Origin of the sequence: Streptomyces sp. NRRL S-31 (assembly GCF_000718775.1) — a bacterium.
Classification (GTDB): Bacteria; Actinomycetota; Actinomycetes; order Streptomycetales; family Streptomycetaceae; genus Streptomyces.
On the sequence record NZ_JOCB01000016.1, the window covers coordinates 22,305 to 48,527 of the forward strand.

The window sequence follows — 26,223 nt, forward strand, 5'->3', positions numbered from 1 at the left end:
TGGGCGGGTGCGCCCCGGCCGGGTGCTCGCTGCTCGGCCGGAGCGCCCGCCCTGAGAGCTGTCCGTGTCCGCCCCGGGATCAGCCCGGTGTCCGCTCCGGGTCGGGGGCCGGGAGCGACCGGCGGTCGATCTTCCCGTTGGTGTTGAGCGGGAACGCCTCCCGGTGCAGGAAGCGGCTCGGCAGCATGTAGAGCGGGAGCCGGTCACGGAGGAAGCCCGTGAGTTCGGCGGGTGCGGTGACGGCACCCGTGTAGTGGGCCACCAGCGTCGCCTCCGCCCCGGACCGGTGGGCGACCACGACCGCTTCGCGGACCGCGGGATGGCACGTCAGCTGGGCCTCGACCTCACCCACCTCGATGCGGTGCCCGCGCACCTTGACCTGGTCGTCCAGCCTTCCCAGGAAGACCAGGCCGTCGGCCTCCTCACGGACCAGGTCGCCGGTCCGGTACCAGTCCGTGTCGCGGACGGTCTCCCCGGCCGGCAGGACGAAGGCGGCCGCACCGGGCCGTCGGCGCAGGAAGCGGCTGTCGTCGTCGGCCGGGTCGAGATAACCGGCGAACCGCTGCGGACCGCGCAGGCACAACTCGCCGGTCGGCGCGGGCCACCCGTCCTCCCCGAGGATGACACTGTCCAGGTGGGGCAACACCTCACCGATGGGCATCGTCCCGTTCGAGCCGGCGGCCACGAGCCGGCCGTGGCCGCCGAGGTTCTTGTGCACGCACACGACGCTCATCTCGGTCGGCCCGTACATGTTGTGCAGTTCGGCGTTGGGCGCGGCCTCGGCCCACTGGCGAGCCTGTTCCGCGGTGAGCCGCTCCCCGCCCAGCATGACCTTGGTGAGGGTCGGCATGGATCCCGGGGCGAGCGAACCGGTGCGCGCGGCGATGCTGCCGAGGGACGGGACGCAGAACCAGTGCGTGATCCGCCGGTCGTTGACGAACCGGGAGGGACGCAGTACGTCGTTGGCACGGGGCACGACCAGGGCGGCTCCGGCGGCCCAGGTCACGAACATCTCGTAGACGGCCACGTCGAAGGAGAACTCGACGTTCTGGGAGGTGCGGTCCTCGGGGCCGATACCGCAGGCGCCGACAGCCCAGTCGATGAAGGGCACGATGTTGGCGTGCCGGATGGGCACACCGCGCGGTGTGCCGGTGGAGCCCGAGGTGTACAGGATGTAGGCGATGTCGTCCGGCCCGGGCGCGGTGGTCCCCGTGCCTTGCCGATACCCGTCCGCACCGCTGCCCCGGCCGACGCCGACCGTGCCGTCCGCACCGGCGTCGAGCCCTGTGCCGTCCCCACCGGCGTCGAGTCCCGTGCCGTCCGCACCGGCGCCGACCGTGCCCTCGGCACCCGGCGCTCCCACCACGCTGTCGGTCAGGCCCGCGAGCGACGCCTCGTCGAGGAGGAGGAACGGTACGCCGAGGTCCGGCGCCGATGCCTCCGTCCCGGTCCGCTCGTGCGCGTGGTCGCCGAGTACCACGTCGAGCGCCCCGGCCTTGACGACGGCGGAGTGCCGGGCGGGCGGGTGCGCAGGGTTCAGCGGAACCGCGGCCGCGCCCAGACGCAACGCGGCCAGATAGCCGGCGTACGCCGTGAGGCTGCGGGCGGCCAGCAGTCCCACCCGCTCCGGGCGGTGACCGGCGTGGCGCAGGATCCGTTCGGCCAGCCTCTGGGCCAGCCGGTCCAGCTCCGCGTAGGTGAGTGTCCGGCCGCCCACTTCCAGTGCCACGCGGTTCGGGTGGCGTACGACGGAGGACACGAACATCTCATGGAGTGTCGAGGGGGCGGCCGCGGCCACGGGTGATTCCTTTCGTTGCGTCCCGGTTGCCGTCACACCAGCTCCTCGACGGTCCGCAGGACGGTCGGCCAGGACTCGGTGAGGTACATGTGACCGCCGGGCAGTTCGACGGTCCGGAAGGCCGCCGAGGTGTACGCGGCCCAGTCGTGCCAGTCGGCGACCGGCACGGTGGCGTCGTCGGTGCCGCGGAGCGCCGTGAGCGCGATCGGCAGGGGCCGTCGTGGCTGCGGGTGGTATCCGTCGAGCATGGTGATGTCCGCGCGCAGGGCGGGCAGCAGGAGATCGCGGAGTTCGGGGTCGGCGAAGGCATCCACCTGCCCGGTCAGCTCGCGCAGTTGGGCGATGGCCCGCTCCGGATCCGCGGACAGCCGCGGGGTGCGGCGCCGTCGCGGGCTCACCGAGCCGCTGACCACCAGATGCCGGGGCAGGGGGCCACCGGCTTCCCACAGGCACCGGGTCGCCTCGTAGGCGAGGACGGCGCCGAGGCTGTGGCCGAACAGCACGAAGGGGGATCCGCCGGCATCCCTGACGACCCGCCTGGCGACGTCCTCGGCGGCCTCCCGGACCGTACGGTGGAACGGGACGGTGAACTCCTCCTCGCGCCCCGGGAGTTGCACCGGCACCACGTCGAGCGTCGCGCCTGGCGCCTGCTGCCATGCCCGGTACACCCCGGCGCCCGCCCCCGCATAGGGGACGCACATCATCCGTACGGGACGTGGCGCGGCCGGTTCAGGGAAGGGCGTCCCTTCCGCCACATGCGGAGCGGACACGTGTTTCCTCCGATCGCGGAGTTCTTTTCACCGGGCCCGATGGCGGGACATTCAGTGCGCGTCGGACTCGGAGCACAGGAGTTCGCGGACGGCGTGGATGTTCTTGCTTTCCAGGATGTCGAGGAAATCCACCTCGATGCCCGTTTCCTCGTGGATCCTGGTGGAAAGGGTGAGGGCCCGGAAGGAATCTCCGCCGTTCTCCAGAAATCCCAGGTTCGGGTCGGAGCCGGCTCCGAGGACTTCGCTCCACAACGCCGGAAGGCGGTCCGCTCCGTTTCCCGGATCCGGATTCTCGTTCATCTGGGCTCCTCATCTCATCTCGCGCACGACGATTCCGAGACCGGCGCGACCAACGGATGGAACTGAGCTGCAACCTCTATAAAGGTGGTCGGTGCCGCAGGTGGCGAAACTTGACCGGAGCGAATGTGACGCACCTCACTCACCCATCCCGCCACCTGCACAGTTTGCCCGCGCGCGCGAGAGATTGCCGCGCGGTGCGATGGAACCAGCCAAGAGCACTGGCTGAAAATAAGCGATTGCCGAGGCTGATGTCAGCCACTACGATCAATTCGCCTCTCATGCGTCTGGGTGCTTTTCTCGTCCTTATGGGCCGGGGAGAGGGACCGTCGATCACTTGGGAAGGACCGACCAGTTGAGCGATTCACCGGTACTCCTCGCCGTCTACGACGTCGGAAGCCTCGCTCCCCTCCGCTTGTCCCAGGTCGCCCGGAACAATGGCTGCGATGTCGCCTTCGTGGTCGCCGACACGGAACACGCGCAGCAGATGATTCCGGTTCTGCGCAGGCTGGGCCGGGTGGTGAACACGGCGGGGCGGTCCGAAGCATCGGTCATCGACGAATTGCGCGGATTCGAGCCCGCCGGAATCATCACGTTCAGCGAATTCCGCATCCCCGACACCGTCCGGCTGGCCGCCGCCCTCGGGCTGCCCTATCACGCGCCGTCGCTACAGGAAGCCGTCACCAACAAGGACCGCCAGCGGGAACGTTTCGCCGAAGTGGGCCTGGACACCGTCCGGTTCCGCACCGTGACCGCTCTCGACCAGCTGGACGAGGCCATCGCGCGGGTGGGACTGCCCGCGATCGTCAAACCGGTCGTCGGCGCGTCGAGCCGTAACACGACCGCCGTCGCCACGGCGGACGAGTGCCGTGCGGTGGTCGCGGCGGCGCTCGGCGGCATCGGCGGGCCGGCCGAAACCGCGGTCATACTGGAGGAGTTGCTGGTCGGCCGACCGGTCGACGCACCCTGGGGCGACTACATGGCGGTGGACTGCGTCGCCCGCGGTGACGACGTCCGCCCGGTCTTCGTCAGCAGCAAGTTCGCGCTCGCCGAACCGTTCCGCGAACGCGGCGCCTACGGGGGGCAGTCGGTGGTGCCGGACGAACTGGTCCGGGAAGTGTCCGACCTGGCGTGCCGGGCGGTGGGCGCCCTCGGCGTCCACGGGGTCGCGGACGTCGAGATCAAGCTGACTCCCGACGGCCCGCGCGTGATCGAGGTCAACGGCCGCCTGGGAGCCTGGGTCGACGACCTGGGCGTGCGCGCGGGCACCGGCGTGCCGGCCGACATCGCAGTCAAGGCGGCTCTGGGACGGCCGTACACCACCGCCGATCCGGTGGGGCGCGGCCCCGCCGTCTTCCACTACCTCATCGTGCCGCCGATGGGAGCCTGCCGGGTCAAGTCCGTGCGCGACCTGAGCGGTCTGCGCCAACTGCCGTACGTGGAACGGGTGGTGCTCCTGGCCGAGCCGGGCGCCAACGTCGACTGGCGCATCGGCGCGGCGGGCAACGTGGCCGCGGTGAGCGGAGCCGCGCCCGATCCCGCGGCGCTCGCGGAGACGGTCGCCGCGATCGAGGCCACGGACTGGATCGACTATGAGTGATCCGGCCTCCGCCGGGCCCGTCGCGGTCCACCCGGAGCCGGTCTCGCCGGGTGCCGCGCCCACCACGGCGGTGACGCCCACACCCGCTGCCCCCGGATGTCCCGCCGGCCTTCCGTGCCCGCGCGGCGCACCACCGCCCGCCACGGGGCCCATCCCGCCACCACCCGGACACGCATCGACTGGAGGCAAGCCGTGATCGACCGTACGGACGGGTCCGCGATCCGGGGCGCGGGCGCCCCGCGGCTGAGGGGGTCCCAGGACCCGGCGCCGCTGGAGAAGGCCGGGCCGGGCACCTCGTGCCGAGCGCGGGCGACGGCCGAGGAGGTGACCCGGTGACCGCCGACCAGTCACCCGCGGCGAATCAGTCACCCGCGGACCGGCCGCCTGCCGACCGGCTGTCCGCCGATCAGCCGTCCGCCGACCGGCCGTCTGTCGATCAGCCGTTTGCGGACCGGCCGTCCGCCGATCAACCGCCCGTCGACCGGCTGCCTGCCGATCAACCGCCCGCCGACCGGCCACTCACCGCCCCGCAGCCCACCACCCCGCCGCCTGACGCCCTCTGGCCACTGGCGCCCAACCAGGTCGGCGTCCACCTCGCCGACGCCCTCGCCGAGCGGCCCGGGCTGCACACCGTGGTCGCCGCCTACCACCTCACCGGCACGTTCGACGGCGAGCTGATCGCGGAGCGCTTCCGTGCCCTGGTCCGCAGGCACCCGGCCCTGTCCTCGCGCCTCGTCGACGACGGCCCGGCACTCGGGATGACCCGGTCGGACACCGCCCCGGAATGGCGCGAGGAGACCCTCCCTCCCTCGGCCGGGGACGAGGCCGGCGCGCGCCGGCGGCTGGAGGAGTGCCTGCGCCCGATCGACACCCGGCGCGGACCGTTGATGAGAGGCGCGCTGTTGCGCCACCCGGACGGCGGCGCCGACCTGGTCCTGACCGCCAGTCACCTCGTGGTCGACGACCTCGCCATGGAGACGGCCGTCACCGAAATCCTCGGGGGTGACACCACGAGGACCCCGGGCGACTACCCGGCGTGGGCGACGGCAGCGGCCCGGGACGCGCTGCGTGGCGCCGACCGGGCGGCCGGCCTCCGCGCGGAACTGTCCGCCCTCCCGCTCGTCACGGAACCGGAATGGGGATGCGGCGACGGCGACGCGGCGGAGGCCGACGGCGGGGAGACGCGGTTCACCGTCCCGGACGAGGTGTGGCGGAAACTGGCCGACACCGCCCGCGCGCTGGGCATCAGCCGCTACTCGGCGCTGACCGCCGCGGTGGGGCTGGTCCTCGCGCGCAACGGCGGCACGGACGCCTCGCTCGTCGGCAGCTTCGTCAGCCGCCGCCCGGCCGCGCAACGGCACACCATCGGCTACTTCAGCAACACCGTCCCCATCCCGGTGCGCGTCACGGAGGACGGTACCGTCGCCGACTTCCTGCGCGCCTGCCACCGCCGGAGCCTCGCCGCCTACCGCGACGCGGACCTGCCGCTCTTCGACGTCCTGCCCGTCGGACACCAGGGCCCCGGCGCCGGCGCGCTGACCGCCGCCGTCGCCCCCCTGTGGAATCCGCCGGTCCTCCACCTGCCGGGACTGACCGCCGTACCGCTCCCGCACCCCTTCCCGGGCGCGGCGAAGTTCCCGCTCCTGTGCTACGTCGACATGGCGGCCGAGGGCGCCGCGCGCGGACTGCTCCAGTTCCGGCGCCGATGGTTCTCACCCGGCGGGGCCGCGCAGTTCACCCGCCAGCTCGTGGCCGTCCTGCGCGACTTCGCCGAGCGCCCCGACGCGCCCCTGTCGACCGTGACCGCCCTCGGGGAAGCGGACCGGCGGCGCGTCCTGGACGCCGCCCGCGGCGCCGCGGCCGACCCCGAGGAACTGTCCCTGCCCGCCCTGTTCGCCCGGCGTGCCGCACGATCGCCCGACCGCATCGCCGTGAACGACGGGAAGACGGCCCTGCGCTACGCCGAGGTCGACGAGCGTTCCGACACGCTGGCCCGGGCACTGGCCGAGGCGGGGGTACGGGCCGGGGACCGGGTGGGCGTGCGCATGGAACGCTCCGTCGACCTGGTCGTCGCCCTGCTGGGCGTGCTGAAGACGGGAGCGGCGTACGTACCGCTGGACCCCTCCTACCCCGAGGCGCGGCTGGCCTTCATCGTCGGCGACGCGGACGTGCGGGTCGTCGTCGGCGACGCGGAGTCCCGTCCGGCGGACATGCCGGAGCACATCGGCTGGGCGTCGGTGCACGACCGGCCACGAGAGCCGGCACGACCGCTGCCCGCCGTCGACCCGGACGTCCCGTGCTACGTCATCTACACCTCCGGGTCCACCGGCCGGCCCAAGGGCGTGCTCGTGACGCACAGAAACGTCACGGCGCTGCTGACCGCGACGCGCGACGACTTCGGCCTCGGCCCGGATGACGTGTGGTCGCTCTTCCACTCGTTCGCCTTCGACTTCTCCGCCTGGGAGATCTGGGGCTGCCTGCTCACCGGCGGGCGGCTGGTGATCGTGGACCGGGCCGTCTCCCGCAACCCCGAGGAGTTCCACCGGCTGCTGGAGGACGAGGAGGTGACCGTCCTCAGCCAGACCCCCACCGCGTTCGGGCTGCTCCTCGGCACCGACCGCCTGGCCCGGGGACGCCTCTCGGTGCGCCTGGTCGTCTTCGGCGGCGAACCGCTGGACACCCGCACCCTGCTGCCCTGGTTCGAGCGGTATCCCGCGGTGCGCGTGGAGAACATGTACGGCATCACCGAGACCACCGTGCACAGCACCACCCACACGGTCACACCCGACGACGCCCGCGCCGGCAGCCGCGTGGTCGGCCGCCCGCTGCCCGGCTGGGACGTGTACGTCCTGGACGCGCACGGCCGCCTGGTCGCCCCCGGCGTCGCGGGAGAGATCTACGTCGGCGGGGCCGGGGTGGCGCGGGGCTACGTCAACCGGCCCGAGCTGACCGCCGAGCGCTTCACCCACGACCGCCACCCGGACGTGCCGGGAGGCCTGCTGTACCGCAGCGGCGACAAGGCCCGCTACCTGCCGAACGGAGAGCTGGAACACCTGGGACGACTGGACGCCCAGGTGAAGGTGCGCGGTTACCGCATCGAACTCGGCGAAGTCCGCGACACCCTGCTGCGGGACCCCGCCGTCACCGCCGCGGCGGTCGTCGTCCACGGCGCCGGCACCGCCGAAGCCCGCCTCGACGCCTACGCGGTGCTCGCGCCCGGCCACTCCACCGACGGGCTGCTCCGGCGCGCGGCGGCCCGGCTGCCCGAATACATGGTCCCGCAGACCGTCACCGCGCTGCCGGCCCTTCCCCTCACCGCCAACGGCAAGCTCGACCCCACGCTCCTGCCGGCCCCCGACCCGGACGCCGGCGCCCCCACCGCCCCGGGCGACACCCCCGGTGCCACCGGCGAAGTCCTCGACCGGGTCATCGGCGTCTGGCGCGACATGCTGGGAACGCCCGTCGCCCCGGACGACAACTTCTTCGAGCTCGGCGGCACCTCCCTGCTCGCCCTGCGCCTCAAGACGGCGCTGCGCGGCGCCGGCCTGCCCGAACTGGCCCTCAAGGAGGTCATCCGCCACCCCACCCCGGCGGCCATGACCGAACTGCTGCGCTCCAGGACCGCCACTGAGCGGGAGACCGCCCGATGAGCCGCCCTGCCACCCCCGGCCAGCTGCGTTTCTTCCTGCTGGACCAGCAGGACGGCGGCGCCGCCCGCACCCTCGTCAAACGGATCACCGTGGACGGGCCGGCCGACCCCGCACGGCTGCGCGACGCCCTGCGCGCGGTCGTCACGGCCCATCCGGCGCTGCGCACCTCGCTCCACCTCGACGCCGCCGGCCTCCTCCAGCGGGTCCACGAGCCGGACGCGGTGGACACGGTGATCCGGCGGACCGCCGATCCGGACGCCCGGGTGGACGCGGAAGCCACCGCGCTGGCCGTGCCGTTCGTACACGGCGGCGGTCCGCTGTGCCGGATCCGGGCGCTGGTCGGCCCGGAGCGCACCCACTGCCTGATCGCCGTGCACCACGCGGTCTTCGACGACGATTCCACGGCCATCCTGCTGACGGCCCTCGCCCACGCCTACGCCGACCCCGCCACGGCCGCGCCACCCGCCGGACCGGTCGACGACGACCCGGCACCCCCCGCGGACCGGGAACGGCTGCGCGCCTTCTGGCGGCGGTACCTGGACGGCAGCCCGCACCGCACCGAACTGCCCTGGACGCGACCGGCGACCAGCCGGCGCAAACACACCACCACCCTGGACCTGCCACCGGAACTCCGCGACCGCCTCCGCCGGCGCACACGGACCACCGGGGCCAGCCCCTTCGCCCAGTTCCTCGGCGCCGTCGGCGCCGTGACGGCCTGGTACCTCGACCGGGACGACGTCGTCCTCGCGGTCCCGGTGAGCGGCCGGAAGGACGGCGGCGATCAGCGCGTCGACTGCCTCCAGAACACCGTCCCGGTCCGCCTCGGCCTGGCCGGGGCGGACACCTCGACCGCGGTGGACCGGGCGACGGACGCGCTGCTGGACGCGCTGGACCACGCGGAACTGCCCTTCGAGGAGATCCTGGCCGGCGCGCACGCCGTACGGGAGCAGGGCCGCAAGCCGCTCGCCCAGATCCTGTGCACCGAGACCGTCCCGGTGCCGCCGGCCGAGGCGGGCGGCCTGCGCTGGACGATCGGCGAGACCGACACCGGGGAGGCGGAGTACGACTGCTGCCTGGCCCTGCGCCACCTGCCCGACGGCGGGATGCGGCTGGAACTGGTCCACCGCGAGGGCGCCCTGCCCCCGGAGCGCGCCCGCAACACCCTGGACCACGTAGCCCGCCTCCTCGGGCGGCTCACCGAGGACCCGGTGCGCCCGCTCGCCGACGTCGAACTCCTCGGTGAGACGGAGTCGGCGGAACTGGCCGTGCTCGACGGCGGCGTCCTCGTCCCCGACCCGCGACCGGTGCACGAACTCGTCCTCCGGCACGCCCGCGGCACTCCGCACGCCGTCGCCGTGACCGCCGGCGGCCGCACCCTCGACTACGCGGCCCTGGCACGGCACTCCGGCACGGTGGCCCGCGCTCTGAGGGAACACGGTGTGCGGCCCGGGGACCGGGTGGGCATCTGCCTGCCCCGGGGCACGGACCTGGTGGTGGCCGTGCTCGCCGCCTGGCAGGCGGGCGCGGTGTACGTGCCGCTCGATCCGGAGTACCCGGCCGACCGGCTGCGCTTCATCGTCGAGGACACCGCGCCGGCCGCCGTCCTGAGCGACCGGCACCTGCCGCGGACGCTGCGGGACACACCCGGCGTCCGCCCCCTGGACGTGGACGCCCTCCTCGCCGCCGTGCCCGGCACCGGTGACGCACCACCGGACCCCGGTGCCGTCGGCCCGGAAACCGGGGCCGGGGGCGCCGCCCCGCCGGACCCCGCCGGGCGCGCGTACCTCGTCCACACCTCCGGCTCGACCGGCCGACCCAAGGGCGTGGTCGTGGGCCACGCCCAGCTGACCGCACTCTTCGACGCCTGCGACCGGGCCCTGCCCGAGGCACCGGTGACCGTCGCGGGCACCAGCCTGTCCTTCGACATCAGCGTCCTGGAACTGCTGTGGCCGCTCACCCGGGGCCGCACCGTCCTGGTGACCGGACACCGGCAGGCGGCCGAACAGGACGTACCGGCCGGCGCGCTGTACCAGTGCACCCCCACCGTCGCCCGGCTGCTGCTCGCCGACCCGGCGGGCCGCGCCCTGCTCGGCCGGCTGGGCGCCCTGCTGGTCGGCGGCGAACCCCTCGCCCCCGACCTGGCGGACGAGCTGGCGGCCACCGTCCCGGGGCCCGTGGTCAACTGCTACGGCCCCACGGAGACCACCGTGTGGTCCACCACCTGGCGGGTCACCCGGGGCGCGGCCGTCCGGATCGGGCTGCCCCTGCCGGGGGAGTCCTGCCAGGTGCTGGACGCGCTGGGCCGCCGGCTCCCGCCGGGGTGCCCCGGCCGGCTGGTCATCGGCGGACGGGGAGTCGCCGAGGGCTACTGGCGGCGCCCGGAGCTGACCGCCGAGCGCTTCGTGTCCCTCGGCGCGGGCCGCGGCCGGGGCTACGACACCGGGGACCTGGTCGTGCTCGACGGCCCGGAAGGACTGCGCTTCCTGGGCCGGAGGGACGGACAGTGCAAGATCCTCGGCCAGCGCATCGAGGTGGAGGAGGTGGAGGCGACCCTGCGCGCCGGGGGCGCCGCGGGCGCCGCCGTGGCCCCGAACGCCGACTCCACCCACCTGGTGGCGTTCGTGGCGGACGGCGCGCACACGGACGCGGCACCGCCGGACGCCGACGGGTCGCCCGGCCCGCTCGCACCCGGCCCGCTGCGGGAGCTGCGCACCCACGCCGAGGCGTGGCTCCCGCCGGCCGCGGTCCCCGCCGTGTGGCTGCGCGTCCCCGCGCTGCCGCAGTTGCCGAACGGCAAACTCGACCGCGACGCCCTGGCCCGATGGGCGGCCGGCCACCGGCCGTGGACACCCGTCGGGCCGCCCCCGGCGGCCGGATCCACCGCGGCCCGCCTGGGCCGGGTGTGGGAGACGGTCCTGGGCCGGCCCGTCGAGGACCACGACGCGACCTTCTTCGAACTCGGCGGCACCTCGCACGGGGTGCTCCGGGTCCTGGCCGCGCTGCGGGCCGATCACCCCGGTCTCACGGCGGCCGAGCTGTTCCGCCACACCACCGTGCGCACCCTCGCGGCACACCTCGACGGCGCCGCCGCGGCCGGCGGACCCCCGGCCGGGGACGCGGCCCAGGGCGCGGCCCGGGGGCGCGACCGCTCCCGCGCCCTGAGCGGCTGGCGCGCCGGCCGACGGCCCTCATCGACCCCCTAGCTACCAGGAATCGAGGCGGACGCAGATGCACGCACCCGAGAACGCGGTGGCGGTGATCGGAGTGGCCCTCCGAGTGCCCGGAGCCGCGGACCCGGACACCTTCTGGGACAACGTGGTCCGCGGCCACGTGGCGCTGCCGGGAGCCCTGGCTGACGGCACCCTGGGCGTCGGCGGGATCGACCGCTTCGACCGCTTCGACGCGGAGCTGTTCGGCATGACCCCCACCCAGGCGGCGGTGACCGATCCCCAGCAGCGCGTCATCACCGAAGTCGCCTGGGAGGCGCTGGAGGACGCGGGGGTCGACACCGCACGCGACCCGGGCAGGGTCGGCGTCTTCCTCGGCTGCGGCGACAGCGGCTACCGGCACCGCTACGTCGAGACCGACCCCACGCTGAGCCGTGCCGCGGGCCGCCAGCAGATCTCCCTCGGCAACGACAAGGACTACCTCGCCACCTCCCTCGCCTTCCGGCTGGGCTTCACCGGTCCGGCCCTGACGGTCCAGACCGCCTGCTCTACCTCGCTGGTCGCCGTCCACGTCGCCATCCGCAGCCTGCTCACCTACGAGTGCGACCTCGCGATCGCGGGCGGCGTCACCGTCCAGTTGCCGCCCGGCGCGGGCTACACCCACCACGAGGGCGACGTGGTCTCCCCGGACGGCCGCTGCCGGCCCTTCACCCGGGGCAGCCGCGGCACGGTGCCCTCCAGCGGCGCCGGAGTGGTGGTGCTGCGCCGGGCCGAGGAGGCCGGACGCGGCACCCGGGCGGTGCTGCTCGGCAGCGCGGTCAACAACGACGGCGCGGACCGGATGAGCCTGGTCGCGCCCAGCCCCCGGGGCCAGGCGGCGGTCCTGGAGGAGGCGCTGGAGGTCGCCGGCCGCAAACCGGAGGACATCGGCTTCATCGAGACGCACGGCACCGGCACGGAACTCGGCGACCAGGTCGAACTGGCGGCGCTGGCCCAGGTCTACGGCGACGCCGCGCAGCCGTGCGCACTGGGAGCGGTCAAGGCCGGCATCGGGCACACCGACACCGCCTCCGGCGTGGTCGGTCTGATCAAGACGGTGCTCGCCGTCCAGCACGCGGTGATCCCGCCCGTCCCCGCCCAGCCCGGGGACGGCCCCGACGTACCCCTGGGATCGGACCGCTTCCGCCTCCCGCGAGAGGCCGTGCCCTGGCCCGGCGAGCGCACCCGGTACGCGGCGGTCAGCTCCTTCGGCCTGGGTGGCACCAACGCCCACGTGATCCTCGCCGAACCCCCCGTGCCCGCCGAGACGTTCGAGCCGGCCACGGCCTGGCCCGGGCGCGGGCTGGCGGTGCTCTCCGCCGCCGGTCCGGAAGCGCTGGAGCGCACCGCGGCCAGGCTCGCCACCGCGGTGCGCGAGGGCACCGGGCCGGTGAGCGAGGTCCTCGGCACTCTCTGGCACGGCCGCCGCCGGCTGCCCCACCGCTGGGCCTGCCCGGTCGAGGCGGCCGACGAGGCGTCGGCGCGCGCCGCGCTGGCGGACGCGCTGGAGTCGGCGTCGGTCCTGGCGAAGGCGGTGTCCGAACCCTCCGTCGCCGTCCTGCTGCCCGGCCAGGGCGTCACCCTGGCCGGTACCGGACGGCAACTGCTCGCCGCCGACTCCGACTTCGCCCGCGAATGGGGCGACACGCGGGCCCTGGTGCGCGCGTGCGGCGGCCCGGACCTGGAGGGCTGCTGGACCTGGCCGGCCGACGACCCGCGCTGGCTGCGCACCGACCTCGTCCAGCCGCTGCTGTTCAGCCTGGAACTCGCCCTGCTCCACGGGCTGCGTCGCCGTGGTGTCACACCGTCGGTCCTCCTCGGCCACAGCATCGGCGAACTGGTCGCCGCCACCTGGGCGGGAGTCTTCTCCGAGGAGGACGGCGCGACCGCGGCGGTCGAACGCGGCCGGCTGATGAGCCTCGCCCCGGCCGGCGCGATGACCGCTGTCCTGGCCGGTGAGGACACCGCACGGGAGCTGGCCGAGGGCGTCCCGGTCGACGTCTGCGCGGTGAACGCCGCCGACACCGTGGTCCTCGGCGGGGCGGCGGAACACATCGCCCGGGTCGAGGAGCGCTGCCGTGCCCGGGGCGTGAAGGTCCGCCGGCTGCACACCGCGCACGCCTTCCACTCCCGTTCCATGGCCGAAGCCGCCGAGGCGTTCACCGACGTGGTGGGCACCCTCACGCTGCACGCGCCCCGGGAGCGGGTGCTGTCCAACGTCACCGGGGCGCCGCTCGAAGCGGCACAGGCCACCGACCCCGCCTACTGGGGCCGCCAGCTGCGCGGCACCGTCCGCTTCGCCGACGCGGTGGAGACCCTGCTGGGCGCCTCGCCGGGCGTCGTCCTGGAGGCCGGTCCGGGACGGACCTTCGCCTCCCAACTGCGGCGCGCGACCCGGGGAGCGCAGCACCGTCCCGTCATCGCCGAACTGCTCGGCGACGGCACCCGCGACGAGGCGACGGTGCACCTGGCCGCACTCGGCTCCGCCTGGGCGGCCGGCTGCGCGACCGACGCCCTCGTCACCCCGCCCGCCGGCCCGGCCAGGATCCCCGGCTACGCGTTCGCCGACACCCGCCACTGGACGGCCGCCGGACCGGACGGCCACCCGGCCCCTTCGGCGGCGCCCGGAACCGCCACCGCCCGGCCGGAGCAGCCGGGCCACGATGCCGCCGCCGGTCCCGCGCCGGACGGACCCGGGGCGGACGGTCCCGGGGCGGGGGAGACACCGGCCCTGCTGGCCGCCCTCTGGCAGGAGTCGTTCGGCGGTCCGGCGATCCGCCCGGACGACAACTTCTTCGAACTGGGCGGCACCTCGCTCCAGGCGGCGCAGCTCATCTCCGTCGTCAACGACCAGCTGCTGGTCGAGGTGCGCCTCCAGGACCTGTACGAGCACTCCACGTTCGGCGACTTCGCGACGCTGGTGGAGGAGCTGCTGCGCGAACGCGACGACGCCCACCTGCTGGAACTGCTGGCCGAGATCGAGGCGCAGGGCGAAGGGGAGGGGCTGGCGTGAGCGGCATCGACGAACGGCTCGGACAACTGACCCCCGAGCAGCGCGAAGCGCTCCGGCTCCGGCTGCGGGAACGCGCCCGGCGAGCCCCGGACGTTCCCGCACCGCCGGGCGAGGTGCCACCGGTCCGGCTGAGCCTGTACTTCTTCCCCCAGGCCCGCGCCCTCGCCGCCCCCGACTACTACGGCATGCTGCTGCGGGCCTGCGAGTTCGCCGACGAGCGGGGCTTTCACGCCGCCTGGTTCCCGGAACGGCACTTCGTGGACTTCGGCGGATCACACCCCAACCCCGCCGTCCTCGCCGCCGCGGTGGCCGCCAGGACCCGGCGGCTGCGACTGCGGGCCGGCAGCGTCGCCGCCCCGCTGCACCATCCGGTCCGCATCGCCGAGGAGTGGGCGGTGGTGGACAACCTCTCCGGCGGCCGGGTCGGCGTCTCCTTCGCCAGCGGCTGGCACCCGGACGACTTCGTACTGGCCCGGGAGCCCTACGACGAGCGCAAGAAGACGCTGATGCGCACCGTCGAACAGGTACGGCGGCTCTGGGCGGGCGAGCACCTGGCCTTCCCCAGCACCGCCGGAGCACCGCCGCGGGTGGCCGCCCAGCCGCGCCCGGTCCAGCCCGAGCTGCCGGTGTGGATCACGGCCGCCGGTAACCCGGAGACCTTCCAGGCGGCGGGCACGGCCGGGTACGGCGTGATGACCGCGCTGCTGGGGCAGACCCTGCGGCAACTGCGCGAGAACGTGGCCCGGTACCGGGCCGCCTGGCGCGACGCCGGGCATCCCGGCCCGGGCGACGTCGTCGTGATGACCCACGCGCACGTCAGCGACGAGCCCGGCCTGGAGGCGAGGCTGCGGCCCGCCCTCCACGACTACCTGTCCTCCTACCGGGCGCAGACCGGCGGCGGCGACGAACACGTCCTGCTCGAGGCCGCCTTCCAGGACTACCTGGCGGGCCCCTCGCTCCTGGGCACACCGGCCAAGGCCGCCGCGGTGCTGGCGCGGCTCGCCGAGGCGGGCGCCGACGAGGTGGGCTGCCTCATCGACTTCGGACTGCCGGCCCAGGACGTGCTGGACGGCCTCCCCAGGCTGGCCGCGCTGGCGCCCACCGCCCGGCCCGCCTCCGCCGACGGCGACAGGAGCCAGTGACCGTGACCCGACCGCGCACCGTCGCAGACCGACTGGCCCGGCTGACCCCCCAGCAGCGGGCGGCCCTCCAGCGCAGGCTGCGGGCAGGGGAGGAGAACCCCGCCACCGAGCCGGACCTCACCCGGCGCACCGGCGACCGCTCCGTCTCCCCGCTGGGCCTGGACCAGGAGCGCATCTGGATCCTCGACCAGCTCGACCCCGGCCGGCACACGTACAACATCAGCACCGGCCTGCGCTTCGAGGGCGCCTTCGACGAGGAGGCGTTCCGGGAGGCCGTCGCGACACTGATCCGCCGCCACGAACTGCTCCGCTCCCGCGTCGAGGTCCACGACGGCCTGCCGGTGCTGCGGGTGAGCGACGAGTTCGAGACGCCCGTGGAGTTCCTCGACCTGCGAGCCGAACCGGACCGCGTCGAGGAGACCGTACGCACGCTGGTGCGGCGGCCGTTCGACCTCGCCGCCGGAGGACTGCTGCGGATCGTCGTGGTACGGGCCGCCGACGACGACCACCAGGTGATCGAGACGATGCACCACTCGGTCACCGACCAGTGGTCCTTCGTCCGCCTCAACCGCGAGCTCCTGGAACACTACCGCGCGATCCGCGAGGGCCGCCCCTCACGGGCCCCCGAACTCCCCGTCCAGTACGGCGACTTCGCCGTCTGGCAGCGCCGGCACTTCACCGGCGCCCGCCAACAGGCGGAGCGCGACTTCTGGCGCACCTACCTCGACGGCGTGCCACCGCACCTGCCACTGCCCTACGATGCGCCCCCGCAGGACGGCGGGCACGACGGCAGGCACCACTACTTCCGGCTCGACGACGAGCTGAGCGCCGCCTTCCTGGCGATGTGCCGCACCCGGCGGCTCACCCTGTCCGACGCGCTGCTCGCCGTCTACGTGGGCCTGCTGTACGAGGAGACCGGATCGCGGGACATCGTCGTCGGCCTGCCGAGCGCGACCCGCGGCCGGCCCGAGACCCACGACCTGATCGGCTTCCTGCTGACCAACGTCCCGCTCCGCGCCGAGCTGCCCGCCGACCCGACACCGACGCTGATCCTGCGAGCGGTACGGCAGGCGTCGGCGGCCGTCGCCGACCACCGTGAAGTGCCGTTCAGCGAGATCGTCGACGCGGTCTCGCCGACGCGCAGCCTCGACCGCTACCCGCTGCTCCAGACCATGCACCTCGTCCTGGACTTCGACGACACCGTGGTCCAGGTACCCGACGCCGAGGTCCACGGCGTCGAAGTCGAGGACGGCGTCTCGCCCATGGACATCACGGTCGGCTGGTGGCGGGCGGGGGAGCGGCTGTACGGGCGGTTCGAGTACCGCACCGAGCTGTTCACCGCCGCCACCGTCGACCGGCTCGTCAGCCGTCTGCTGGAGCTGGTACGGGTCTTCGTGGAGCGGCCCGGCGAACCACTGCGCGCCCGCGCGGTGGTCCCCGCCCCCGCCCCGGCCGCCACCGCGGCACCCCCGGCGGCCGGCCCGGCCGGCCCGCCGCCCGCGGAACTGCGCCGGATCACGGAGGTCTGGCGGGAGGTGCTGGGGACCGAGCCGGGACCGGACGACAACTTCTTCGAGTGCGGCGGCACGTCCCTGACGGCGATCAGGCTGTCCCACGCGCTGCGCCGGGCCGGGTTCGCCCTCAACGCCCGCCAGGTGTTCCGTGCCCCCACCATGCGCGGTCAACTGGCCCTGGCCGGGCCGCGGCAGGCCGACGCCCCCGACGGCGGGCCGCGGCCGGAGGGCGCGGTCAGCCCCGAGCAGGAGGACCTGCTGGAGGGCGGTCTGCCGCACCCGGAACTGTGGGCGCACAGCCTCGTCCTCACCGCGGGCCGGCCCATGGACCCCGAGTGGCTGCGCGTGGTCCTCAAAAGGGTGGCGGCCGCCCACCCGGGCCTCGGCTCGACGTTCCGGCGCACCGGCACCGGCTGGCGCTCGGACGCCACCGACAGCCGGCTGTGGAGCGTCGAGGAACCGGGCACGGACCCGGCCCGGGTCGCGGCCGCCCACCGCGCCGCCTTCACCCTGCGCGACGGACCGCTCTTCGCGGCCTCCCTGATCCCCGGCCGGCCGGACCGGATCGTACTGACCGCGCATCACCTGGTCGTGGACGGTCTGTCCTGGCAGATCCTGGTGGACGACCTCGACCGGGCCTACCGGGGCGCCCGGCCGATCGCCGAAACCTCGCACCCGTCGGTGTACGCTGCCGCCTGGCGCGACCACGACGTACGGGGGCAGCGCGACTACTGGCACCGCCAGGTGGAGGGCATCGTGCCGCTCGGCTGCCGCACCGGCCGGCCCGACCGGCTCGGCGGCGAGACCACGCACCGGGTCAGGGCGGCGATCCCGCCGGGTGCCGACGCCGCCCACCGGCCGGCCGAGGCGCTGACGGCTCTCGCCCGGGCCGCCCGGCCCTGGTTCGGCGGCGGGGACGTCGTACTCGACCTGATCGGCCCGGGACGCGAACTGCCGCCCGTGGACGGCTGGGACCCGGCACGCGCCGTGGGCTTCTACGCCACTGCCCACCCGGTCCGCCTCGCCCTCGGCGACGATCCCGGCCACCACCTCCGCCAGGTCGGCCGGGCCCTGGACGCCGTACCGGACGGGGGCAACGGCTACCTGGCGCTGCGCTGGTCCGCCGACCCGGCCGTACGCCGCTCGGTCGCGGGCTGGGGACGAGCCGAGCTGTCCTTCAACTACCTGGGCGCGCTGCTGACCGGCCGGCCGGACGCGGACGACGAGCCGCTGTTCACCGTCGCCGAGCAGATCGGCCCGTCGGGCAACGACGACGCCACCCGCTACCACGCCGTCGCCGTCCTCTTCGAGTACGACGGCGAAGAGGCCGTGTTCACCTGGAAGTTCAACCCCGACGCGGTCGACGGCGCGGCCGTACGGGCCGTGGCGGCCACGGCCGCCGAGGAGTTCACCCGGCTGGCCCGGCAGGGCGGCTCCCAGCCGCCCTCGACGACGGGCATGTCCCTGCACGAAGTGAACCGCATGCTCGCGGAACTGACCCGAGAGAAGAAGAGCCGATCCGCATGACATCGACGACCGCCCGTGACCGGCGGCCCCTGACCGCGCTGGCGACGGCGAACTACCTGTCGTGGATCGGCAACACCATGACCCTGGTCGCGGTGCCGCTCTACGTACTGGACATCTCGTCCAGCGCCACCCAGGCGGGAGCGGCGGGGTTCGCCAACGCCCTGCCCATGATCGTGGCCGGACTCGCCGGGGGAGTGATCGCCGACCGGGTCGGCCCGAAGCGCACCAGCGTGGTCGCCGACCTGGCCGCGGCGGCCTGCATGGCCGCGGTGCCGTTGCTGCACGGCACGGTCGGTCTCGCCCTGCCGGCGCTGATGGCGCTGCTGTTCCTGCGCACCCTCGCCGACGCGCCGGGTGCCGCGGCCCGGCTGGCCCTGCTGCCACGGGTGACCGCCCGCGCCCAGGTGCGGCCGGAGACCGCCAACTCGCTGTTCGCCTCCGCCCAGCGCGTGGCGTTCGTGGTCGGCCCGCCGGCGGCGGCGCTGATGGCGGGCCTGACCGGTCCCACCGCCGTGCTCTACGTGGACGCGGGCACCTTCCTCGCCTCGGCTCTGCTCATCATGACGGTGCCGGACGGGGGATCGGTGCGGCAGGCCGACGCGGCGCGGGAGGCCGCGGCCCGGCCGGGCCTGAGGCGGGAGGTGACCGAGGGGGTGCGCTACATCCTGCGCACCCCCGTGCTCGCCGCCATCATCAGCGTGGTGGTGTGCACCAACTTCCTGGACGACGCGCTGACTCCGGTGGTGCTGCCCGTGTACAGCCGCGAACTGCTGGGCGGCGAACGGGCGGTGGGACTGCTGCTCGCGGCCAACGGCATCGGGGCGGTCGTCGGATCGTTCGCCTACGCCCCGGCGAGCCGCCGGCTTCTGGCCAACCGCTGGGCGACCTTCGTCGGCTGCTTCGCGCTGATCTGCGCCGCCCGGCTGGCCATGGTCGCCGAACCCGGACTGTGGATCATGCTGGCGGTCTCGTTCGCCATCGGGCTGGCCAGCGGCCCGGTCAATCCCCTCGTCACCGGCGTCGTCGAGCGGTCCACCCCGCCGGACATGCTCGGCAGGGTCTGGGGCGCGGTGATGGCCATGGCCTTCGCCGCCGCGCCGGTCGGCATCTTCGCCACGGGCTGGCTCGCACAGAACATCGGCCTGCGCACCACGCTGGGCATCTTCGGCGGCCTGTACGTGGTCCTCATCTGCTACCTCGTCATGAACCGGCCGCTGCGCGGCCTGGCCCGGCCCGCCGGCACGGAGACACCGGCCCCGGAGGACGCGGCAACGGCACGCTGACCCGCCACCGCGGGCGTGGACGGTTTCGCCCTGCGCGCAACGGTCCCCGCCCGGCCGGTCCCGCGGCCTAGCCTCCTGACATGCTGCCACCGATCGTTTCCGTACAGGCCCAGCCGCGGGACGCCGCCTCCTGGACCACCCTGGCCCGGCGCGTCGAAGCCGGGGGGTACGACGCTCTGCTCGTCGCCGACCACCCGGGTACGGCCGCCTCCCCGTTCGTCGCCCTGGCCGCCGCGGCGGCGGTCACCGAACGCCTCGGCGTGGGCTCCTACGTCTCCCACGCGGGCGTCCGCGAGCCGCTGCTGCTCGCGTCGGACGTCGCCACCCTGGACGTGGTCTCCGGCGGGCGCGCGCGGCTGGCCCTGGGGGCCGGCCACACCCCGGCCGAATGGGAGATGCTGGGCAGGCGGCGGCCCGACGTCGCGGGGCGCGTGCGGCGTTTCCAGGTCGTGGCCGAGGCGTGCCGCGCCCTCCTCGCGGGGGAGACGGTCACCCTCGACGGCCCCGAGGCTCGAGCCCACGAGGCCCGGCTCACCAGCCCCCGCCCCGTCCGGCACCGGGTGCCGTTCACCTTCGGAGGCGGCAACACCGCCCTGCTGCGCTGGGCCGGGGCGCACGCGGACGTGGTGGGACTGAGCGGACTGGGGCGTACCCTGCCCGACGGCCGCACCCACGAGGTGCGCTGGAACGGCGCGGACATCGATCGCCAGGTCGCCCTGGTCGAAGAGGGCGCCTCAGCCCGGGCCGCCGCCCCGGCCCGCGAGGCGCTGGTGCAGATGGTGGAGATCACCGACGACGCCGGCGCCGCGGCACACGGGATCGCCGAGCGCCTCCACTGCGACGCGGCCGACGTGCTCGCCTCGCCCTACGCCTGGATCGGCACGGTGCGGGAGATCGCGGCCGCGATGGCCGAGCACCGGCGCCGCTGGGGAATCACCCGCTACGTCGTCCGCGAGGCGCACCTGGAGGCGGTGGACCGGGTACGCGCCCACCTCGCCCACGCCACCCGGTGAACCCGCGCGGTGGCCGCCACCCGGGCCACCGCGCGGTTCCGCTCAGTCGGTCCCGGCGGCGACCGTCGTGGCCGGGGTGTCCCGCAGGCCGAGGCGCAGGTGCTCGACGTGGTAGAGCGCCTGCTCCAGGAGTTCGGCGACGTGGTTGTCGTAGAGCGCGTAGATCACGGAGCGGCCGCGGCGCTCGGTGGTGACCAGGCCGAGGTTGCGCAGCAGCCTGAGCTGGTGGGAGCAGGCGGACTGTTCCATGCCGACGGCGTCGGCGAGTTCGGTCGCCGCGCACGGGCCCTCCTGGAGACGGGCCAGGATGCGCAGCCGGGAGGGTGTCGCCAGAGCCTGGAGCGTGGCGGCCACATCGGCGGCTCCCACGGATTCCAGGCGCTCGCGCGCGGTGGCGGTCTTCGCGTCAGCTCCATGGCCCATGACTCTCATCCTACGGGCCCCACCCATGAACACATGAATTGGTCTTCATTCGATCCTGTACGGTGAGGGGAGCGGCACGCCCCGACGGCTGCCCGCGCACACGTCCTGTCTCCGTGAAGGAACCCCCCCGATGGCTCCCACCCTCGCCCCCGCCGAGACCGGCCGGCCCGCCGTCGCGCGGGACGCCGCCCCGCCCCGGCGCCGTACGCGCGTGCTCGCGCTGCCCGAGGCCCGCTGGGCGGCAGCCGCCCTGCTCCTCTTCCTGATCGCGCTGCCGCTCCAGCTGACCGGCGCCCCGGCCTGGGCGTGGGCGCCCCCGTACGCCCTGACCTACGCGGCCGGCGGCTGGGAGCCGGGCCGGGCGGGGCTGCGGGCGCTGAAGGACAAGACGCTGGACGTCGATCTGCTGATGGTCGTCGCGGCCCTCGGCGCGGCGGCGATCGGGCAGGTGATGGACGGCGCGCTGCTGATCGTCATCTTCGCCACCTCCGGCGCGCTGGAAGCCCTGGCGACCGCCCGGACCGCGGACTCCGTGCGCGGGCTGCTCGACCTGGCCCCGCCCACCGCCACCCGCGTCGAGGCCGACGGCGCCGAGACCGTCGTGGCGGTGGAGCGGCTGACGGTCGGCGACACCATCCTGGTCCGGCCCGGAGAGCGCGTCGGCGCGGACGGCCGCGTCCTGGAGGGGGCCGGTGACGTCGATCAGGCGACCATCACCGGTGAGCCGCTGCCCGTGGCCAAGGCGAAGGGGGACGAGGTCTTCGCGGGCACCCTCAACGGCACCGGCGCCCTGCGCGTGCGCGTGGAACGCGACGCGTCCGACACGGTGATCGCCCGGATCGTGCGCATGGTGGAGGAAGCGTCCGAGACCAAGGCGCCCACACAGCTGTTCATCGAGAAGGTCGAACAGCGCTACTCGCTGGGCATGGTGGCGGCGACCCTGGCCGTCTTCCTCCTCCCGCTCGCCTTCGGAGCCGCGCTGACCGGCTCGCTGCTCCGCGCGATGACCTTCATGATCGTGGCTTCGCCCTGCGCGGTCGTCCTGGCCACCATGCCGCCGCTGCTGTCGGCGATCGCCAACGCCGGGCGGCACGGCGTACTGGTCAAGTCCGCGGTCGTCATGGAGCGGCTCGGCGAGATCGACGCGGTCGCGCTCGACAAGACCGGCACCCTGACCGAGGGCACCCCTCGTGTCACCGACGTCCGGCCGCTGACCGGCTCCGGCCTGGACGAAGACGCACTGCTGACGCTGGCCGCCGCGGCCGAGCACCCCAGCGAGCACCCGCTGGCGCGCGCCGTGGTCGAAGCGGCGCGGGAGAAGGGCCTCGCCCTGCCGGTGGCCGAGGAGTTCACCTCGACGCCCGGCGTCGGAGTGCGGACGCGCGTGGACGGCCGCGTGGTCGCGGTCGGGGCTCCCTCGCGCCTGCTCGCCGGCGCCCGGGACGCCTCCGCGGCGCGCGCGGCGACCGTGGCCGGCGGACTGGAGGAGGAGGGACGGACCGCCGTCCTGGTCACCGTGGACGGCACACCGGCCGGTGTGCTGGGCGTCTTCGACCGGTTGCGTCCGGACGCCACCGCCACCGTCGCCTCCCTGACGTCCCTGACCGGGACGGCGCCGGTGCTGCTGACCGGTGACAACCCGCGCGCGGCCGCCCGGCTGGGCGCCGAGGCGGGTGTCGAGGACGTACGCGCCGGACTGCTGCCCGAACACAAGGTGCGGGCCGTACGGGAGCTGGAGGAAGCCGGCCGCAAGGTGCTGGTGGTCGGTGACGGCATCAACGACGCGCCCGCGCTGGCCGCCGCGCACGTGGGCGTGGCCATGGGACGAGCGGGCTCCGACCTGGCCCTGGAGACCGCGGACGCGGTCATCGTCCGCGACGAACTGGTCACCGTGCCGGCGGTGGTCTCGCTGTCCCGGCGGGCCCGCCGGCTCGTCGTGCAGAACCTCGTCATCGCCTCGGTGTTCATCGCCGGCCTGGTCGTCTGGGACCTGGCCGGGACCCTACCGCTGCCGCTGGGCGTCGCGGGCCACGAGGGTTCCACCGTCGTCGTCGGCCTCAACGGGCTGCGGCTGCTGCGTGAGAACGCCTGGAAGCGGGCCGCCGCATGAGCCGCCGCAAGACTCCCACGGCGCAGCCGGCGCCCCGGTGCACGGTCACCGTGTGCCGGGGCTGCTGCTGCGGAACGGAGAAGGTCCCCGGCGTCGACCACGCCGGCCGGCTCGCCACGCTGAAGGCGGAACTCGGAGCGGTCGCGCAGGTCAGAGCGGTGAACTGCCTGGACGCCTGTGAGCGGGCGAACGTCATCGTCGTACAGCCCTCTTCCCGGGGCCGGGCCGCCGGGGGGAGGCCGGTGTGGCTCGGCCTGGTCAACGATCCCGACGCGACCGCCGACATCGCCACCTGGGTGCGCCAGGGCGGCCCGGGACTCGCCGACCCGCCGGACATCATCGACCTGTACGAGTTCAGCCCGTCCCGGCGGATTCGGCGCGCCGTGGAGGACTGACCGCCACCGCTCCCACCGGGGCACGTGGAGCGCGTCGGCGACCCGAGGCCTCCATGTTCTCGATCCCGCGCTGGTAGGTGCTACACGCGGTCGAACGGGGGACGGCCGGCCTCGTCAGAGCCGCGGCCGTCCGTCGACGGGGTCGCCCGAGCCCGGCTCGAACGTCGTGCCGAGGTCGTACCGCGCCATCCCGAAAGGCTCGAAATCGGCATCGGCGAGGACTCGGTAGAGGAACTCGGAGGTGGACATGTCGTAGCGCTGCCATCCGCCGACGTCATTGGACCGCGCGAGGACGGGGTACTCGCCCGGCCGCTCGGCATCGAACAGCCAGAAGTACTCGTCGGCCCACTCGGTGGAGCCCCACTCCACCAGTCCCTTGCCGCCCGGCGCGTAGACCGTATAGGGCTCGACGGCGGAGACGTCGCCGTACTTGCCGTCCCGGTCGACCGCGAGGGAGAGCCGCCACTGTGTCAGGAAGTCGAACGCGGGGCCTTCGTCACGCCCCAGGAAGTAGAGGGAATCACTGAAGACGCCACCGCCGAACACCTCGTAGAGCTCCTTGTAGTCCGCCGGCAGCGGAACCCCCAGCTCTCCCTCGATCGCCGCCCAGTCGACGGAGAGCCCGAGCGGCTCCCACCCGGTCAGTTCGATCACTCGCTGAACCCACATGCAACGCTCTCCTGGCACCGGTGTTCGTACAGTCGTCCCCACTCGTACATGAGCTGGCCCGGGGCTCCGCCCGCCCGGAGACGGGCCGCGGACCACTGTGCCGACGCCGGGCGACCCGGCGCGGCCTCACCGGGCACCGAGCCGGTAGCGGCCCGGCGGCACGCCCACCAGCCTCTTGAAGTGCCGGGTGAGATGGGCCTGGTCGCAGAACCCGGTCGCCACCGCCACCTCGCCCGGCGGCAGCCCGTCCAGCAGCAGACGCCGGGCCCGGCCCACCCGGCGGGACATCAGGTACTGGTGCGGGGGAATGCCGTAGGCACCGCTGAACGCCCTCACCAGGTGGGCCGGATGGGCGTGCAGCAGTCGCGCCGCGTCGGCGAGCAGCAGTCCCTCGGTGACGTGCTCGTCGAGCAGCTCGCGCAGGGAGCCGGCGAGGCCCTCGCCGTGGCCGGGGCGGCCGGCGTCGACGATCCGGCGCCGCAAGTGGGCCCGCAGCCGCTCGCCGATCAGGGCCAGCCGGCTCTCCGCCTCCAGCTCGTCGCCGGGCCGTGCCAGGGCGGCGTGCAACTGCCCTACCCGCAGCCGCAGTACGGGGTCCCGCAGACCGGGCCCGTCCACGGCCGGACCGATCAGCTCGTCGCCGAGGAGGCTGCCGTCGAGGTAGAGCACCCGCTTGCGGAAGCCGTGCGGGGTGGCGGGGGAGCCGTTGTGCGGCACGTGCGGCGGCAGCAGCGAAACGGTGTCGTGCGGGGTGCCGTGCTCATGCCGGTCCAGGTCGTACCGTACGGCCCCGTCGTCGACGATCAGCAGCGTCCAGGCGTCGTGCACGTGCATCGGGTACGCGTACTCGGTGAAGCGGGCATGGAAGACCTCCACGACACCCGGGATGCGCGGGCGCCACGCGGAGACGTCGGACTGGTCGGTGACCACGCAAAAAACGTACAAGACGGCGGCACGCCGCGGTCGGCAGTCTCACTCCATGAACACCGAACCGCATGCCGAGCCGGCCGCAGCCCCCGTCCGCTTCGACACCAAGATCGCCGTGCTGCTCCGCGAGGACCTGGCACCCTGGCAGCGCCTGAACGTGACGGCGTTCCTGGTCAGCGGCCTGGGCAGCCACGTTCCCGAAGTGATCGGCGAGCCCTACGAGGACGCCGACGGCGTCCCCTACCTGCCCATGTTCCGCCAGCCGGTGCTCGTCTTCGAGGGCACGAAGGAGACGCTCACGGCGGCACACACCCGGGCCCTGGCCCGCGCCCTGCCCCGGTCCGTGTTCACCTCCGACCTCTTCGCCACCGGCCACGACCGCGACAACCGGGCGGCGGTACGGGCGGTCGGCACGGCCGATCTGGACCTCGTCGGGCTCGCCGTGTACGGCCCGCGCAACGGAGTCGACAAGATCCTGAAGGGCGCCCGTATGCACCGGTGACGCATGCCGCACAGCGCACTGTGCGGGACGGAGGCCGCGGGGACGACCGGCGGAGAAGCGTTCGAAGCAGCACTCCGGCACGGCTCTGCGCGGTGCCGGCCGCGAACCACCCGGGCTTGATGCAAGGGGTGTTCCGTCACCCGGCCGAGTGGGTCCCCGGGCGAACCCCGGGACGCCGGGGACCGGCCGGCACGCGGTCACCGCGCGCCGGACCGCCCCCCTCCACCCCGGTCCATGCCCACGGGGGAACTGTGGAGCCGACCGATATCCGGCCCCGGCGGAGCGGACCGGCAGCGCCCCGACACATCGGCAGTGCTGCCGTTTCCCTTTTTCCCCCGCCGTCACACGGCATGGACTTTCCGGCCAAGTTCACCGGAGGGCCTT

General features: G+C 74.4%; 18 protein-coding genes. 12 read left to right on the forward strand and 6 right to left on the reverse strand.

The window, feature by feature from the left end:
• Positions 1-79: 79 nt before the first annotated feature.
• The 3 genes from IF37_RS0109290 to IF37_RS0109300 form a co-directional block, all read right to left on the reverse strand.
• Positions 80-1,765 carry an amino acid adenylation domain-containing protein gene (locus IF37_RS0109290; RefSeq protein WP_030739115.1) on the reverse strand — a complete coding sequence of 562 codons (1,686 nt, stop codon included), beginning with the start codon at positions 1,763-1,765 and terminating at the stop codon, positions 80-82.
• 65 nt (positions 1,766-1,830) lie between these two features.
• Entirely contained in the window at positions 1,831-2,499 is a 669-nt protein-coding gene (locus IF37_RS0109295) for a thioesterase II family protein (protein WP_030739118.1), read from the reverse strand.
• Positions 2,500-2,619: 120 nt separating this feature from the next.
• A complete protein-coding gene (locus tag IF37_RS0109300) occupies positions 2,620-2,868 on the reverse strand; it encodes an acyl carrier protein (RefSeq protein ID WP_030739121.1) in 249 nt (82 codons plus the stop codon).
• A 352-nt stretch (positions 2,869-3,220) separates the two neighbouring features.
• Here IF37_RS0109300 and IF37_RS0109305 point away from each other — a divergent pair, with 352 nt between their 5' ends.
• The 9 genes from IF37_RS0109305 to IF37_RS0109350 all read left to right on the forward strand — a co-directional run bounded on the left by IF37_RS0109305 (position 3,221) and on the right by IF37_RS0109350 (position 20,813).
• Positions 3,221-4,465 carry an acetyl-CoA carboxylase biotin carboxylase subunit family protein gene (locus tag IF37_RS0109305; protein ID WP_052845054.1) on the forward strand — a complete coding sequence of 415 codons (1,245 nt, stop codon included), beginning with the start codon at positions 3,221-3,223 and terminating at the stop codon, positions 4,463-4,465.
• A gap of 192 nt (positions 4,466-4,657) precedes the next feature.
• Complete coding sequence (locus IF37_RS44415) at positions 4,658-4,801, forward strand: hypothetical protein (RefSeq protein WP_158727314.1); 144 nt, start codon at positions 4,658-4,660, stop codon at positions 4,799-4,801.
• Positions 4,798-8,115 carry a non-ribosomal peptide synthetase gene (locus tag IF37_RS0109320; RefSeq protein ID WP_052845055.1) on the forward strand — a complete coding sequence of 1,106 codons (3,318 nt, stop codon included), beginning with the start codon at positions 4,798-4,800 and terminating at the stop codon, positions 8,113-8,115. Before IF37_RS44415 ends, IF37_RS0109320 begins: the two co-directional genes overlap by 4 nt.
• Positions 8,112-11,318, forward strand: coding sequence for a non-ribosomal peptide synthetase (locus IF37_RS0109325; protein WP_030739130.1), 3,207 nt, complete (start codon positions 8,112-8,114; stop codon positions 11,316-11,318). Before IF37_RS0109320 ends, IF37_RS0109325 begins: the two co-directional genes overlap by 4 nt.
• A gap of 25 nt (positions 11,319-11,343) precedes the next feature.
• The gene (locus IF37_RS0109330; protein ID WP_037856101.1) at positions 11,344-14,334 is read left to right on the forward strand and encodes a type I polyketide synthase; all 2,991 of its coding nucleotides are present in this window, start codon (positions 11,344-11,346) and stop codon (positions 14,332-14,334) included.
• Positions 14,331-15,476 (forward strand): MupA/Atu3671 family FMN-dependent luciferase-like monooxygenase, encoded by a 1,146-nt coding sequence (locus tag IF37_RS0109335; RefSeq protein ID WP_063886373.1) that lies wholly within the window; start codon positions 14,331-14,333, stop codon positions 15,474-15,476. Before IF37_RS0109330 ends, IF37_RS0109335 begins: the two co-directional genes overlap by 4 nt.
• Before the next feature lie 2 nt (positions 15,477-15,478).
• Complete coding sequence (locus IF37_RS0109340; protein WP_158727315.1) at positions 15,479-18,517, forward strand: condensation domain-containing protein; 3,039 nt, start codon at positions 15,479-15,481, stop codon at positions 18,515-18,517.
• Complete coding sequence (locus tag IF37_RS0109345; RefSeq protein ID WP_052845056.1) at positions 18,514-19,800, forward strand: MFS transporter; 1,287 nt, start codon at positions 18,514-18,516, stop codon at positions 19,798-19,800. The genes IF37_RS0109340 and IF37_RS0109345 overlap by 4 nt, the downstream gene beginning before the upstream one ends.
• 80 nt (positions 19,801-19,880) lie before the next feature.
• On the forward strand, positions 19,881-20,813 hold the full coding sequence (locus IF37_RS0109350) for an LLM class flavin-dependent oxidoreductase (RefSeq protein ID WP_030739145.1): 933 nt from the start codon (positions 19,881-19,883) through the stop codon (positions 20,811-20,813).
• Positions 20,814-20,855: 42 nt separating this feature from the next.
• On the opposite strand, the gene IF37_RS0109355 is transcribed toward IF37_RS0109350, so the two are convergent.
• Positions 20,856-21,236, reverse strand: a complete 381-nt coding sequence (locus IF37_RS0109355) for a helix-turn-helix transcriptional regulator (RefSeq protein WP_030739148.1) — start codon at positions 21,234-21,236, stop codon at positions 20,856-20,858.
• Between the two features lie 130 nt (positions 21,237-21,366).
• On the opposite strand from IF37_RS0109355, the gene IF37_RS0109360 reads away from it, so the two are divergent.
• A complete protein-coding gene (locus IF37_RS0109360) occupies positions 21,367-23,346 on the forward strand; it encodes a heavy metal translocating P-type ATPase (protein ID WP_030739151.1) in 1,980 nt (659 codons plus the stop codon).
• Positions 23,343-23,741 carry a hypothetical protein gene (locus IF37_RS0109365; RefSeq protein ID WP_030739153.1) on the forward strand — a complete coding sequence of 133 codons (399 nt, stop codon included), beginning with the start codon at positions 23,343-23,345 and terminating at the stop codon, positions 23,739-23,741. The genes IF37_RS0109360 and IF37_RS0109365 overlap by 4 nt, the downstream gene beginning before the upstream one ends.
• Positions 23,742-23,855: 114 nt before the next feature.
• On the opposite strand, the gene IF37_RS0109370 is transcribed toward IF37_RS0109365, so the two are convergent.
• Both IF37_RS0109370 and IF37_RS0109375 read right to left on the reverse strand, forming a co-directional pair.
• A complete protein-coding gene (locus tag IF37_RS0109370; RefSeq protein WP_106981737.1) occupies positions 23,856-24,410 on the reverse strand; it encodes an SMI1/KNR4 family protein in 555 nt (184 codons plus the stop codon).
• A gap of 126 nt (positions 24,411-24,536) precedes the next feature.
• Positions 24,537-25,340: an AraC family transcriptional regulator gene (locus tag IF37_RS0109375; RefSeq protein WP_030739159.1), complete on the reverse strand. Its 804-nt coding sequence runs from the start codon at positions 25,338-25,340 to the stop codon at positions 24,537-24,539.
• Positions 25,341-25,389: 49 nt separating this feature from the next.
• On the opposite strand from IF37_RS0109375, the gene IF37_RS0109380 reads away from it, so the two are divergent.
• The gene (locus tag IF37_RS0109380; protein ID WP_030739162.1) at positions 25,390-25,839 is read left to right on the forward strand and encodes a DUF2000 domain-containing protein; all 450 of its coding nucleotides are present in this window, start codon (positions 25,390-25,392) and stop codon (positions 25,837-25,839) included.
• The last annotated feature ends 384 nt before the right edge of the window (positions 25,840-26,223 follow it).